The following is a 14,194-nucleotide window of genomic DNA, read 5'->3' on the forward strand; positions in this document are numbered from 1 at the left end:
ATGGGTCATTCTGCTCCTAGGATCGCGACCATCGAAGGGATCGCGGAGGAAATCGCCGGACTGCTGGGATCGATGCTGGTCGAGACCGTCCACCATGCCGATGAACTGAGCTTCACCGTCGTTCGGGAAAAGCTGGTCGATGCCATGCTGCTGTTGCGCGACAAGGCGCAATATCAGCAGCTCATGGAAGTGGCGGGCGTCGATTACCCCGAACGTCCGGACCGTTTCGAGGTTTGCTATCATCTGCTGAGCGTCACCCGCAATCACCGCATTCGCGTCAAGCTGTCCACGGACGAGGACACGCCCGTGCCCACCGTCACGCATATCTGGCCGGTCGCCGGTTGGCTGGAGCGTGAGGTGTTCGACATGTACGGCGTCATCTTCGCTGGTAATGCCGATCTTCGCCGCATCCTGACCGACTATGGCTTCAAGGGGCATCCGCAGCGTAAGGACTTTCCGCTGACCGGCTATGTCGAGCTGCGATATTCCGAGGAGGACAAGCGCGTGGTCTATGAGCCGGTGAAGCTGGCGCAGGACTTCCGCAGCTTCGACTTCATGAGCCCGTGGGAAGGCGCGCAATATGTGCTGCCTGGCGATGAAAAGGCGCCGCCGCCTGCTGCGCCCGCTCCCACGCCCAAGACGACGGACAAACCCGGCGTCAGCGGGGCAGGGGAGCCGACCGACAGCGCCGCGAACAAAAAGTCCGAGGACAAGGCCTGATGTCCGATTATCTGGAAAAGCTGGACCACCTTACCGACGCGGCGGACCCGACGCTCGGCGATACGGAGATCCAGAACTACACGATCAACTTCGGTCCGCAGCACCCGGCCGCGCACGGCGTTCTGCGCCTGGTCATGGAACTGGACGGCGAAATCGTCGAGCGCTGCGACCCGCATGTCGGCCTGCTGCACCGCGGCACCGAAAAGCTGATCGAGCACAAGACCTATTTGCAGGCACTGCCCTATTTCGACCGGTTGGACTATTGTTCGCCGCTCGGCATGGAGCACAGCTATGTTCTCGCCATCGAGAAGCTGCTGGATCTGGAAGTGCCGCTGCGCGCGCAATATCTGCGCGTGTTCTTCGCGGAGCTGACCCGCATCTGCAACCACATGCTGAACCTCGGTTCGCACGTCATGGACGTCGGCGCGATGACGCCGAACCTGTGGCTGTTCGAAATCCGCGAGGACTGCCTCAACTTCTTCGAGCGCGCGTCGGGCGCCCGCATGCACTCGGCCTATTTCCGGCCGGGCGGCGTGCATCAGGACGTGCCGCTCAAGCTGCTGACCGACATTGCCGACTGGCTCGATACCCGTCTTCCGAGATTGTTCGAGGATGCGATGAGCCTGGTGGTCGACAACCGCATCTTCAAGCAGCGCAATGTCGACATCGCGGTCGTCAGCAAGGAAGATGCGCTGAAATGGGGCTTCTCCGGGCCGATGATCCGTGGCTCCGGCATTCCGTGGGACATCCGCAAGGCGCAGCCCTATGACGTCTATGACCGGATGGACTTCGATATTCCGGTTGGCACCAATTTCGACTGCTATGATCGGTTCATGGTCCGCGTCGAGGAAGTCCGCCAATCCGCGCGCATCATGAAACAGTGCCTCAACGAAATGCCGGAAGGGCCGATCGCCAGCTTCGATCGCAAGGTCTCCCCGCCCAAGCGCGGCGAGATGAAGCGCTCGATGGAAGCGCTGATCCACCATTTCAAGCTCTATACCGAGGGCTTCCATGTGCCCGCGGGCGAGGTCTATGTCGCCACCGAGAGCCCCAAGGGCGAGTTCGGCGTCTATCTGGTCGCGGACGGCTCCAACAAGCCTTATCGCTGCAAGATCCGCCCGACCGCCTTCTCGCACCTTCAGGCGATGGATTTCATGATGAAGGGCCACATGCTGGCCGATACCACCGCTGTCCTGGGCGCCATGGACATCGTGTTTGGAGAATGTGACCGCTAATGGCTGACGCAGTTCATATCCCGGACGAGGCCGAAACCCGCGCGCGCTGGGGCGCGTTCGCGTGGACGGCCGAGAATGCCGAACAGGCGAAGAAGGTCATCGCTCGTTACCCCGCCGGCCGTCAGCAGTCGGCGGTGATGCCGCTGCTTGATCTCGCCCAGCGTCAGGTGGGTGCGGAAACGCAGACCAATGGCTGGCTGCCGGTGCCGGTGATGGAATATATCGCTGACCAGCTCGAAATGCCGTACATGCGCGTTTACGAGGTCGCGACCTTCTACACCATGTACAACCTCGCGCCGGTCGGCCGCTATCATGTCCAGGTCTGCGGCACGACGCCCTGCATGTTGCGCGGTTCGGACGATGTGTTTTCGGCCTGCAAGAACAAGGGGTTGGTCAAGGGCGGCACGACGCCGGACGGCCTGTTCACGCTCAGCGAAGTCGAGTGCCTGGGTGCCTGCACCAACGCGCCGATGGTCCAGATCAACGACGATAATTTCGAAGACCTGACCTATGACAGCATGAGCGCGATCCTCGACGATCTCGCCGCTGGCAAGCAGCCCAAGATCGGGCCGCAGATCGATCGTCAGACGAGCTGCCCCGAAGGCGGGCCGACCAGTCTTGTGGATATGGTCAAGGAAAATCACGACTATCGGGGCGAATGGGCATGAGCGACGTGATTGCGCCTCTCAGCGACAAGGATCGCATCTTCACCAACGTCTATGGCTTCCAGGATTGGGGCATCGACGCGGCGATGAAGCGCGGCGATTGGGACAATACCAAGAAGCTGCTGGAAATCGGCCAGGACGAAATCATCGAGCGCATCAAGGCTTCGGGCCTGCGCGGTCGTGGTGGCGCGGGCTTCCCCACCGGCATGAAGTGGAGCTTCATGCCCAAGGAAAGCAAGGATGGCCGTCCGAGCTTCCTGGTCATCAACGCCGACGAATCCGAGCCGGGTTCGTGCAAGGACCGCGAAATCGTCCGCCACGATCCGCACAAGCTGATCGAAGGCGCGCTGATCGCCGGTTTCGCGATGCGGGCGCGCGCCGCCTACATCTATATCCGCGGCGAGTTCATCTATGAGGCGAAAGTGCTCTTCGCCGCCGTCGAGCAGGCCTATGAAAAGGGCTTCCTCGGCAAGAATGCCTGTGGTTCGGGCTATGATTTCGACGTCTTCGTCCATCGCGGCGCAGGCGCTTACATCTGCGGCGAGGAAACCGCGCAGATCGAAAGCATCGAGGGCAAGAAGGGCCAGCCGCGCCTGAAGCCGCCTTTCCCAGCGGGTGCGGGCCTTTATGGCTGTCCCACCACGGTGAACAATGTCGAGTCCATCGCCGTGGGTCCGACCATCCTGCGCCGTGGCTCGGAATGGTTCTCCAGCTTCGGGCGGGAGAATAACAAGGGCACCAAGCTCTTCCAGATCAGCGGCCATGTGAACAAGCCCTGCGTCGTCGAAGAATCCATGGGCATCAGCTTCAAGGAACTGATCGACCGGCATTGCGGCGGGATTCGCGGCGGCTGGGACAATCTGCTGGCAGTGATCCCCGGCGGCTCCTCGGTGCCGCTGGTTCCGGCCGCGCAGATCATGGACGCGCCGATGGACTTCGACGGGCTGCGGGCGCTTGGCTCGGGCCTTGGCACCGCCGCCGTCATCGTCATGGACAAGTCGACCGACATCGTCCGCGCCATTTCGCGTCTCTCCTATTTCTACAAGCATGAGAGCTGCGGCCAGTGCACGCCCTGCCGCGAAGGCACCGGCTGGATGTGGCGGGTGATGGAACGGCTGCGTTCGGGCGATGCGGACATCAGCGAAATCGACATGCTCCAGCAGGTGACCAAGCAGGTCGAAGGCCACACCATCTGCGCGCTTGGCGACGCTGCGGCCTGGCCGATTCAGGGGCTGATCCGGCACTTCCGGCCGGAGATCGAGCGCCGGATCAACGAAAACAAGGGTAGCGCCCCCGTCATGGAGGCAGCGGAGTAACCATGCCGAAGGTCAAAGTAGACGGCGTAGAACTCGAAGTCCCGGCGGGCGCCACCGTCCTCCAGGCCTGCGAGCTGGCGGGGAAGGAAATCCCGCGTTTCTGCTATCATGAGCGGCTGAGCATCGCGGGCAATTGCCGCATGTGTCTGGTCGAAGTGAAGCCCGGACCGCCCAAGCCGCAGGCGTCGTGCGCCCTCCCGGCCAGCGAAGGCCAGGAAATCCGCACCGACAGCGAAATGGTCAAGAAGGCGCGCGAAGGGGTGATGGAGTTCCTGCTCATCAACCATCCGCTCGACTGCCCGATCTGCGATCAGGGCGGCGAATGCGACCTTCAGGACCAGTCGGTCGCCTACGGCAAGGGCAGCAGCCGCTTCGAAGAGAATAAGCGCGCCGTCACCGAGAAATATATGGGTCCGATCGTCAAGACGGTCATGACCCGTTGCATCCAGTGCACCCGTTGCGTGCGCTTTGCCGAGGAAGTCGCGGGCGTGCCGGAAATCGGCGCCATCTATCGCGGCGAAAATATGCAGATCACCACCTATCTCGAACATGCCGCGAAAAGCGAGCTTTCGGGCAATGTGGTCGACCTCTGCCCGGTCGGCGCGTTGACGGCCAAGCCCTATGCGTTCGAGGCGCGTCCGTGGGAGCTGAAAAAGACCCATGCGATCGATGTCATGGACGCGGTCGGCACCAATATCCGCCTCGACAGCCGGGGCCGTCAGGTGCTGCGCGCCGTGCCGCGCATCAATGACGATGTGAACGAGGAATGGGCGTCGGATAAGACCCGGCACAATGTCGACGGTCTGGTCCGCAAGCGCCTCGACAAGCCCTATGTCCGCAAGGACGGCAAGCTGGTTCCGGCGACCTGGAACGAGGCGTTTGCGGCGATTGCCGCCGTCCAACATGGCGGTTCGGTCGCGGCGCTGGCGGGCGATCTGCTCGACTGCGAGACGATGTTCGCCGGCAAGGCGCTGGTCGAGAAGCTGGGCGGTTCGCTGCTTGAAGGCCGTCAGACTGGTCTCGCTTATGATGTGTCGAGCCTCTCCGCCGTCAACTTCAACACCACGCTCAACGGCCTTGAAACCGCTGACGTGATCCTGCTGGTCGGCACCAACCTGCGCTGGGAAGCGCCGCTGGTGAACACCCGCATCCGCAAGGCGATCAAGAAGGGCGCGAACGTCTTTGCCCTCGGCCCGCAGGTCGATCTCACCTACAAGGTCGAATGGCTGGGCAATGACGCCTCGCTGCTGGCCAAGCTGCCGGAAGCGGTGGTCGAAGCCTTCGGCAAGGCGGCCCGTCCGGCGATGATCGTCGGCGGCGGCGTGCTGGCCAAGGACGGCGCGCATGGCGACACGCTGGCGCTGGTCGAGACGCTGGGGCTGATCAAGGACGGCTGGAACGGTTACAACGTCCTGCACTTCGCGGCGGCGCGCATGGGCGGGCTGATGCTGGGCTATGCGACGCAGGGCGGCATCAAGGCGGTGGCGGCTGCCAAGCCCAAGCTGCTCTTCTCGCTGGGCGCGGACGAGGTCGATTATTCGGCGTTCGAGGACAGCTTCAAAGTCTATGTCGGCCACCATGGCGACAAGGGCGCCCATGCGGCGGACGTGATCCTGCCGGGCGCGAGCTATGCCGAGAAGGCGGGCACCTACGTCAATCTGGAAGGCCGGGTGCAGCGCGGCGAAAAGGCCGTGTTCGCGCCGGGCGACGCCCGCGAGGACTGGTCGATCCTGCGCGCTTTGTCGGAAGTGCTGGGCGCGACCCTGAACTTCGACAGCTTCGAAGCGCTGCGCGCCGAAATGGCCAAGGCGGTGCCTGCGCTGGGCGTCGAGGGTCTGGCCGACTATGGTTGGTCCAGCCCCAAGCTGCCGACCGGCGCGACCGGCGAGTTCGGTTCGCCGATCAAGGATTTCTACCTGACCAACGCCATCTGCCGCGCCAGCCCGACGATGCAGCAATGCTCGGCGGAACTGATCCATGGTGAGACGTTTGCGGAGGCCGCAGAGTGACCGCTTTCTTCCAAAATCTCGGCCTGCCCTTCGAAGGCGCCTGGCTGCTTTCGACGATCGTCGGCATCTTGTTGATCGCCCTGCCGGTGATGCTGGCGGTCGCCATGATCATCTATGCCGACCGCAAGATCTGGGCGGCGATGGCGCTGCGCCGCGGGCCGAACGTGGTCGGTCCTTTCGGTCTGCTCCAGTCCTTTGCGGACGGTTTGAAGGTCTTCCTTCAGGAAACCATCATCCCGTCGGCCGCCAACCGCACGCTCTTCCTGATCGCGCCGATCATCACCTTCACCGTCGCGCTGATGGCCTGGGCCGTGGTGCCCTTTCAGGTGGGCGTGGTGCTGGCGAACATCAATGTCGGCCTGCTCTACATCCTCGCGATCAGCTCGCTCGGCGTTTATGGCGTGGTGCTGGCGGGCTGGGCGTCCAACTCCAAATATCCCTTCTATTCGGCGATCCGTGCCAGCGCGCAGATGATCAGCTACGAAGTGTCGATCGGCTTCATTCTGGTCTGCGTCGTGCTGTGGGCCGGCAGCTTCAACCTGACGGCGATCGTGGAGAGCCAGAAGGGCTATTACGGCTTCCTCAACGGCAACGGCTTCAACCCGCTGCTTTTCCCGATGGCGATCATGTTCCTGATCTCCGCCATGGCGGAAACGGCGCGCGCGCCCTTCGACCTTACCGAAGCGGAATCGGAACTCGTCGCGGGGTATCAGACCGAATATTCGTCCATGGCCTTCGCGCTCTACTGGCTGGGTGAATATGCGAACGTGATCCTGATGTGCGCGCTCAATGCCATCCTGTTCTGGGGCGGCTATCTGCCGCCGTTCGACTGGGCGCCGCTCTACCTGGTGCCGGGTATCCTCTGGCTGTTCGCCAAGATCCTGTTCTTCTTCTTCGTCTTCTCCTGGGTGAAGGCGACGGTGCCCCGCTACCGTTATGACCAGTTGATGCGGCTGGGCTGGAAGATTTTCCTGCCGACCTCGCTGCTGTTCGTCTTCCTGGTTTCGGGCTTCCTCATGTTCACGCGTTACGGAGGCGCTCAATGAGCCTCGGCTATTACGTCAAGTCCTTCACCCTCTGGGAATTTGTGAAGGCGCATTGGCTGACCTTGAAATATTTCTTCAAGCCCAAGGCGACCATCAACTATCCCTATGAGAAGAACCCGATCTCACCGCGGTTCCGGGGTGAACATGCGCTGCGCCGCTATCCCAACGGGGAAGAGCGCTGCATCGCGTGCAAGCTGTGCGAGGCGATCTGCCCGGCGCAGGCGATCACCATCGAGGCGCAGCCGCGCGATGACGGCAGCCGCCGGACGACCCGCTACGACATCGACATGACGAAGTGCATCTATTGCGGCTTCTGCCAGGAAGCCTGCCCGGTGGATGCAATTGTCGAAGGTCCGAATTTCGAATTTGCAACCGAAACGCGCGAGGAGCTGATCTATGACAAGGCCAAGCTCCTCGAGAACGGTGACAAGTGGGAGCGCGCGATCGCCGCGAACCTTGCCGCCGATGCGCCCTATCGTTAAGCCGCGACCCGATCGAAGAGGATATATGATCCTGTGATTCACGTGCTTGCCTTTTACCTGTTCGCCACCTTGGTGGTGTGCAGCGGCGCGCTGACGATCCTGTCGCGCAATCCGGTCCATTCGGTGCTGTGGCTGATCCTCGCCTTCTTCAACGCGGCGGGGCTGATGGTCCTGCTGGGCGCCGAATTCATCGCGATGCTTCTGGTCATCGTCTATGTCGGCGCGGTCGCCGTGCTGTTCCTGTTCGTCGTCATGATGCTCGACATCGATTTCGCCGAGCTGCGCGCCGGTTTCGTCGATTATCTGCCCTTCGGCATGTTGATCGCGCTGGTGCTGCTGGCCGAGATCGTTCTGGGCATCGGCCTGTGGAGTGCTGGTCCCATCGAACTGGCGCAGCGCGCTGCGCCGGTGAACCCGGAACTGTCCAACATCCAGGCGATCGGCGGGCTTCTCTACACCCGCTACATCTTCCTGTTCGAAGCCGCGGGCATCGTCCTGCTGGTTGCGATGATCGGTGCCATCGTGCTGACCCATCGCGCGCGCGGCGGGGTGAAGGGCCAGAATATCGCGAAGCAGAACCGCCGCCGTCCACAGGATGCGGTGCGTAACATCAATCAGCCAGTCGGGCAGGGGGTGGAGCTGTGATCGGCCTTCAGCATTATATGGTGGTCAGCGCGATCCTCTTCGTGATGGGCGTGCTGGGTATCTTCATCAATCGCAAGAATGTCATCATCATCCTGATGGCGATCGAACTGATCCTGCTCAGCGTGAACATCAACCTCGTCGCCTTCAGCGCCTATCTGGGCGATCTGGTGGGCCAGGTGTTCAGCATGTTCGTGCTGACCGTCGCGGCGGGTGAGGCGGCCATCGGCCTTGCCATCCTCGTCATTTACTTCCGTGGTCGCGGCACCATCGCCGTCGACGATGTCAACCGGATGAAGGGCTAAAGCTCGATGATCCAGCTTATCGTCCTTCTCCCGTTGCTGGCTGCTGCCATCGCCGGTCTTGGCAACAAGGCCCTTGGCAAGCTGCCGGCCAAGATCGTCACCACCGGCGCGCTCTTTGCCTCCTGCGCCATGAGCTGGCCGATCTTCCTCGCCTTCGTGACCGGCCATGCCGAGCCTTATGTGGCGCCGGTCTTCACCTGGATCCAGTCGGGCAGCTTCGATGCCCAATGGGCGCTGCGCGTCGACACCATGACCGCGGTCATGCTGGTGGTCATCACCAGCGTGTCGAGCCTCGTCCACCTCTATTCATGGGGCTATATGGAGGAGGAGCCGGATCAGCCGCGCTTCTTCGCCTATCTGTCGCTCTTCACCTTCGCGATGCTGATGCTCGTGACCGCGAACAATCTGTTGCAGATGTTCTTCGGCTGGGAAGGCGTGGGTCTGGCATCCTATCTGCTGATCGGCTTCTGGTTCCGTAAGCCGAGCGCAAACGCCGCCGCGATCAAGGCGTTCGTCGTCAACCGCGTCGGCGACCTTGGCTTCATGATGGGCATTTTCGGCACCTATCTGGTGTTCAACACCATCTCGATCCCGGAAATCCTCGCCGCCGCGCCGTCCATGGCCGGTTCGACCATCGGTTTCCTTGGCCACCGTTTCGACACCATGACCGTGCTTTGCCTGCTGCTGTTCATCGGCGCGATGGGCAAGTCGGCGCAGCTCGGCCTCCACACCTGGCTGCCGGACGCGATGGAGGGCCCGACCCCCGTGTCGGCGCTGATCCACGCCGCGACCATGGTGACGGCGGGCGTGTTCATGGTGTGCCGCCTGTCCCCGATGTTCGAGGTCAGCCCGACGGCGCTGCACTTCGTCACCATCATCGGCGCGGCAACCTGCCTGTTCGCGGCGACCGTGGGCACGGTGCAGAACGACATCAAGCGCGTCATCGCCTATTCGACCTGTTCGCAGCTTGGTTACATGTTCTTCGCGGCGGGTGTCGGCGCCTATGGCGCGGCGATGTTCCACCTCTTCACCCATGCCTTCTTCAAGGCGCTGCTGTTCCTGGGCGCCGGCTCGGTCATCCACGCGATGCACCATGAGCAGGACATGCGTTACTATGGCGGCTTGAGGAAGGAGATCCCGATCACCTTCTGGACGATGACGCTGGGCACGCTCGCCATCACGGGCGTCGGCCTGCCGCTCGTCGGCGTCGGTTTCGCCGGCTTCTATTCGAAGGACGGCATCCTTGAAGCAGCCTATGCTTCGGGCGGTGCGGGCGTGGGCGCCTATCTGGTCGGCGTGTTCGCGGCTTTGCTCACCAGCTTCTATTCGTGGCGCCTGGTGTTCCTGACCTTCTTCGGCAAGCCGCGCTGGGCCGCTTCGGAGCATATCCAGCACGCAGTCCACGGCCATCATGAAACGCCGGAGGAAGAGACCGAGCATGACGGCCACGGCCATCATGACCATCATGGTCACCCACAGACCGGCACGGCGGGCTATCATCCGCATGAAAGCCCCTGGGTCATGTTGATCCCGCTGGTGGTGCTGAGCCTGGGCGCGGTGTTCGCCGGTTTCGCTTTCCACGACCAGTTCATTGGTCCGGAAGGGGGCATCGAGTTCTGGAAGGGCGCTCTGGCGTTCGACAGCCACCTGATGCACGCCGCGCATGAAGTGCCGACCTGGGTCAAGTTCGGTCCGTTCACGGTGATGCTGACCGGCCTGGTGATCGCCATGCTGGCCTATCTCAAATTCACCGATTGGCCGCGCCGCTTCGTCGCCACCTTCGGCGCTCTCTATCAGTTCCTGCTCAACAAATGGTATTTCGACGAGCTGTACAACGTCCTGTTCGTCAAGCCCGCCTTCGCCATCGGCCGCTTCTTCTGGAAGTTCGGTGATGTGGGCTTCATCGACCGCTTCGGGCCAAACGGCCTGGCCGCGCTGGTCGTGCAGGGCAACAAAGTCACCCGTCGGCTTCAGTCCGGCTACCTCTACACTTACGCGCTGGTGATGCTGATTGGCCTCGCCGCGGCCGCAACCTGGGCGATGACACGATAATGGACGGCTTCCCCATCCTTTCCCTGATGATGGCAGTGCCGATGGCGGGGGCCATCGCCTGTCTCTACTCGGGCGCTGCCCAGGCGCGCATGATCGCGCTGGTGGCGACGCTGGTCGATCTGGTGCTGGGCGTCGTGCTCTGGGCGCATTTCGACCAGTCGGGCACCGCCGCCCAGTGGCAGTTCCAGGAATATGCGCCGATCTTCGGCCGTTTCGCCTGGGCGCTCGGCATCGACGGCATCGCGCTGATGCTGATCATGCTGACCGTCTTCCTGATGCCGATCTGCATCGGGGCGAGCTGGCTGGCGATCGAAAAGCGCGTCGGCGAATATATGGCGGCCTTCCTGTTCATGGAGGTGCTGATGATCGGCGTCTTCACGGCGCAGGATCTCTACCTCTTCTATATCATGTTCGAAGCCGGCCTGATCCCGATGTACCTGATCATCGGCATATGGGGTGGTGCGGATCGCATCTACGCTTCGTACAAATTCTTCCTCTACACGCTGCTCGGCTCGGTGCTGATGCTGATCGCGATGATGTGGATGGTGCATGACGCGGGCACGACCGACATCCCGACGCTCATGGCGTACAACTTCGATCCCAAGATCCAGATCTGGCTGTGGCTGGCCTTCTTCGCCAGCTTCGCGGTGAAGATGCCGATGTGGCCGGTCCACACCTGGCTACCCGACGCGCACGTTCAGGCGCCGACCGCCGGTTCGGTCATTCTGGCGGGCGTGCTGCTGAAGATGGGTGGCTATGGCTTCATCCGCTTCTCGCTGCCGATGTTCCCGGAAGCCTCGGCGCAGCTCGCGCCGCTGGTCTGGGGCCTGTCGATGGTCGCGGTGGTCTATACCAGCCTCGTCGCGCTGGTTCAGTCGGACATGAAGAAGCTGATCGCCTATTCGTCGGTCGCGCATATGGCGATAGTCACCGTCGGCCTGTTCGCCTTCAATCAGGCGGGCATCGAAGGCGCGATGATGGTGATGCTGGGCCATGGTCTGGTGTCGGGCGCGCTGTTCCTTTGCGTCGGCGTCATCTATGACCGCCTGCACACCCGCGAGATCGCCCGTTATGGCGGCCTCAGCATCAACATGCCGAAATATGCGGTGCTGTTCATGCTGTTCACCATGGCGTCGGTCGGCCTGCCGGGCACCAGCAACTTCGTCGGGGAATTCCTGTCGCTGATGGGCATCTACCAGGCGTCGAGCTGGGTGGCGCTGGTCTGCACCACGGGCATCATCCTGGGCGCGGCCTATATGCTCTATCTCTATCGCCGCATCTGCTATGGCGACCAGAAGAATGCCGACGCGGCGGCCATGCCCGACCTGTCGATGCGCGAAGTCTGGCTGCTGGCGCCGATCGCTGCGGCGGTGCTGTGGATGGGCATCTATCCCGAGAGCTTCCTCAGCCCCATGCGTTCCGACATCCGCGCGCTGGAAGCGCGCCTCGCCTCCGCCGCTCCGGCGGGTGATTCCAAGATCAAGATGGGTCCGGCCATCCCGGCCGCGGAGGCCCATCATGAAGAAGCATCCGCAATGTCCCATGAAGAAGCGTCGGGGGAGGCGCACTGATGATTGATTCCGCTTCCCTTCTGGCGGTCCTGCCGGAACTGGTGCTGACGGCCGGTGGCCTGATCCTGATGCTGATCGCAGCCTATGGCGGCGACAAGTCGGCGCGGGTGGTCAACTGGCTGTCGGTCCTGACCCTCATCGTCGCGGGCGTTTCATTGTCCTGCTCGCTGGCCCATGGGCCGGTGGCCTTTGACGGGCTGGTCAAGGCCGACGCTTTCTCGGTCTTCGCCAAGGCGTTGATCTATGGTGCGGCGGCGGCGGCGATCCTGCTCGCTCCGCGTTATTTCGCGGTCGGTGGCGTGCCGCGTCCGGAATATCCGGTGCTGATCCTCTTCGCTGCGATCGGCATGGGGATGATGGTGTCGGCGGGCGACATGCTGACGCTCTATGTCGGCCTCGAAATGAACAGCCTGGCCTCCTATGTGCTGGCGAGCTTCATGCGGCAGGACGAGCGGTCGTCCGAAGCCGGCCTCAAATATTTCGTGCTGGGTTCGCTGGCGAGCGGCATCCTGCTCTACGGCACCGCATTGCTCTACGGCTTCACAGGCAGCACCTCGTTCGACGGCATTGCGGTCGCGCTGGGCGACGGCGTGTCGAAGGGCGAGCTGTTCGGCCTGGTGTTCGTGCTGGCGGGGCTTGCGTTCAAGATCAGCGCCGTTCCGTTCCACATGTGGACCCCCGACGTCTATGAAGGCGCGCCAACCCCGGTCACGACCTTCTTCGCCAGCGCGCCCAAGGTCGCGGCCATGGGCCTGATCGTCCGCGTGGCGATCGAGGCGCTGGGGCCGGCGGGGCTGGACTGGCAGCAGATCGTGATCTTCGTGGCCTTGGCCTCGATCCTCTTCGGCGCGGTCGCGGCTATCGGCCAGACGAACATCAAGCGCCTGATGGCCTATTCGTCGATCAACAATGTCGGCTTCGCGCTGATCGGCCTGGCCGCCGGTACGCCCGCGGGCGCGGCGGCGACGATGAGCTATATGGCGATCTATGTCGTGATGACCATCGGTGCCTTCGCCTGCATCCTCCAGATGCGCGATGCCGATGGCAAGCCGGTCGAGACGATCGCGAGCCTTGCCGGCCTGTCGCGTTCGCGCAAGGGTCTGGCGGCGGCGCTGGCGATCTTCATGTTCTCCATGGCCGGTATCCCACCGCTCTTCGGCTTCTGGGCGAAGTTCCTGGTGTTCGATGCGGCGGTGGCGGCGGGCCTGACGGCTCTGGCGGCCTTCGGCATCGCGGCATCGGTGATCGGCGCCTTCTATTATCTGAAGGTCATCAAGACGATGTATTTCGACGAACCGGCCGACGCCTATGAAGCGCGCGGCGGAGCGGTCGAAAATGTCATCCTGACGGCCTGCGCCGTGGTGATCGTCTTCGGCTATCTGCTCAACCCGATGCTCGACAAGGCGAGCGCGGCGGCAGCGGCGGCGCTGTTCTGACCGATCTTCGCTTCGTTGAGGAGACTGGCTCCACCAATGCCGACATGCTGGCGTTGGTGGAGCAGGGCGTTGCAGAGGGTTGCTGGCTGCGTGCGGGACGGCAGACCGGAGGCCGCGGACGGTTGGGGCGCAATTGGGAAAGCCCCGACGGCAATCTCTATTGTTCGACGGTGATCCGCCTGCGTGACGGCGATCCGTTGCCGCATACGCTGGCGCTGGTGGCGGCCAATGCGGTGCATGCGCTGGTGGCGCCGCTCTGTGCGGGGCAGGCGCGGATCAAATGGCCCAATGATGTCCTGGTCGACGGCGCCAAGATCGCCGGTATCCTGCTGGAGCGGACCGGGGACGCCATCGTCGCGGGCATCGGCATCAATGTGACGGGGCATCCGACGGGGCTCGACCGGCCGGCGACGAGCCTGTTCGCGCAAGGCGCGCTGGATGCCGATGCAGCGGCCTTGCAGGCCCGGTTGGCTGAACTGTTCGCGCATTGGCTGGCGATCTGGCGGGCGCAGGGGCTGGACCCGGTGCGGACGCACTGGTTGCTGAACGCCCACCCCACGGGGACGCCGATGCGTGTGGTGCAGCCTGATGGCGAGACGGTGGAAGGCATGTTCGACACGCTCGACCGGCACGGCATGCTGATCCTGCGCTTGGCGAACGGGCAGAGCCGTGCCATTCATGCCGGCGACATCCTTCTTATCTGACATCCGGGGAC

The 14,194-nt window shown here is 62.9% G+C and carries 13 protein-coding genes; all 13 read left to right on the plus strand.

Going from position 1 to position 14,194, the window contains the following annotated elements; genetic code table 11:
* The 13 genes from CAF53_RS13540 to CAF53_RS13600 are packed head-to-tail and all read left to right on the plus strand — an operon-like array spanning window position 1 to window position 14,183.
* The gene (locus CAF53_RS13540) at window positions 1-720 is read left to right on the plus strand and encodes an NADH-quinone oxidoreductase subunit C (RefSeq protein ID WP_100238321.1); all 720 of its coding nucleotides are present in this window, start codon (window positions 1-3) and stop codon (window positions 718-720) included.
* A complete protein-coding gene (locus tag CAF53_RS13545; protein WP_046764484.1) occupies window positions 720-1,955 on the plus strand; it encodes an NADH-quinone oxidoreductase subunit D in 1,236 nt (411 codons plus the stop codon). The genes CAF53_RS13540 and CAF53_RS13545 overlap by 1 nt, the downstream gene beginning before the upstream one ends.
* A complete protein-coding gene (gene nuoE, locus CAF53_RS13550) occupies window positions 1,955-2,623 on the plus strand; it encodes an NADH-quinone oxidoreductase subunit NuoE (protein WP_100238322.1) in 669 nt (222 codons plus the stop codon). Before CAF53_RS13545 ends, nuoE begins: the two co-directional genes overlap by 1 nt.
* Window positions 2,620-3,936 (plus strand): NADH-quinone oxidoreductase subunit NuoF, encoded by a 1,317-nt coding sequence (nuoF, locus tag CAF53_RS13555; RefSeq protein ID WP_046764885.1) that lies wholly within the window; start codon window positions 2,620-2,622, stop codon window positions 3,934-3,936. Before nuoE ends, nuoF begins: the two co-directional genes overlap by 4 nt.
* Before the next feature lie 2 nt (window positions 3,937-3,938).
* A complete protein-coding gene (gene nuoG / locus CAF53_RS13560) occupies window positions 3,939-5,945 on the plus strand; it encodes an NADH-quinone oxidoreductase subunit NuoG (protein ID WP_100238323.1) in 2,007 nt (668 codons plus the stop codon).
* Complete coding sequence (nuoH, locus tag CAF53_RS13565) at window positions 5,942-6,991, plus strand: NADH-quinone oxidoreductase subunit NuoH (RefSeq protein ID WP_100238324.1); 1,050 nt, start codon at window positions 5,942-5,944, stop codon at window positions 6,989-6,991. Before nuoG ends, nuoH begins: the two co-directional genes overlap by 4 nt.
* Window positions 6,988-7,473: an NADH-quinone oxidoreductase subunit NuoI gene (gene nuoI / locus CAF53_RS13570; RefSeq protein WP_004211738.1), complete on the plus strand. Its 486-nt coding sequence runs from the start codon at window positions 6,988-6,990 to the stop codon at window positions 7,471-7,473. Before nuoH ends, nuoI begins: the two co-directional genes overlap by 4 nt.
* Window positions 7,474-7,506: 33 nt before the next feature.
* The gene (locus CAF53_RS13575; protein ID WP_100238325.1) at window positions 7,507-8,118 is read left to right on the plus strand and encodes an NADH-quinone oxidoreductase subunit J; all 612 of its coding nucleotides are present in this window, start codon (window positions 7,507-7,509) and stop codon (window positions 8,116-8,118) included.
* Window positions 8,115-8,420, plus strand: coding sequence for an NADH-quinone oxidoreductase subunit NuoK (gene nuoK / locus CAF53_RS13580; RefSeq protein WP_046764479.1), 306 nt, complete (start codon window positions 8,115-8,117; stop codon window positions 8,418-8,420). The genes CAF53_RS13575 and nuoK overlap by 4 nt, the downstream gene beginning before the upstream one ends.
* Before the next feature lie 6 nt (window positions 8,421-8,426).
* Window positions 8,427-10,472, plus strand: a complete 2,046-nt coding sequence (gene nuoL, locus CAF53_RS13585) for an NADH-quinone oxidoreductase subunit L (RefSeq protein WP_100238326.1) — start codon at window positions 8,427-8,429, stop codon at window positions 10,470-10,472.
* Entirely contained in the window at window positions 10,472-12,043 is a 1,572-nt protein-coding gene (locus CAF53_RS13590; protein ID WP_046764477.1) for an NADH-quinone oxidoreductase subunit M, read from the plus strand. The genes nuoL and CAF53_RS13590 overlap by 1 nt, the downstream gene beginning before the upstream one ends.
* Window positions 12,043-13,479: an NADH-quinone oxidoreductase subunit NuoN gene (gene nuoN / locus CAF53_RS13595; RefSeq protein ID WP_046764476.1), complete on the plus strand. Its 1,437-nt coding sequence runs from the start codon at window positions 12,043-12,045 to the stop codon at window positions 13,477-13,479. The genes CAF53_RS13590 and nuoN overlap by 1 nt, the downstream gene beginning before the upstream one ends.
* Entirely contained in the window at window positions 13,476-14,183 is a 708-nt protein-coding gene (locus CAF53_RS13600; RefSeq protein ID WP_269748647.1) for a biotin--[acetyl-CoA-carboxylase] ligase, read from the plus strand. The genes nuoN and CAF53_RS13600 overlap by 4 nt, the downstream gene beginning before the upstream one ends.
* The last annotated feature ends 11 nt before the right edge of the window (window positions 14,184-14,194 follow it).

It is taken from the genome of Sphingobium sp. LB126 (assembly GCF_002795205.1).
Classification (GTDB): domain Bacteria; phylum Pseudomonadota; class Alphaproteobacteria; order Sphingomonadales; family Sphingomonadaceae; genus Sphingobium; species Sphingobium chungbukense.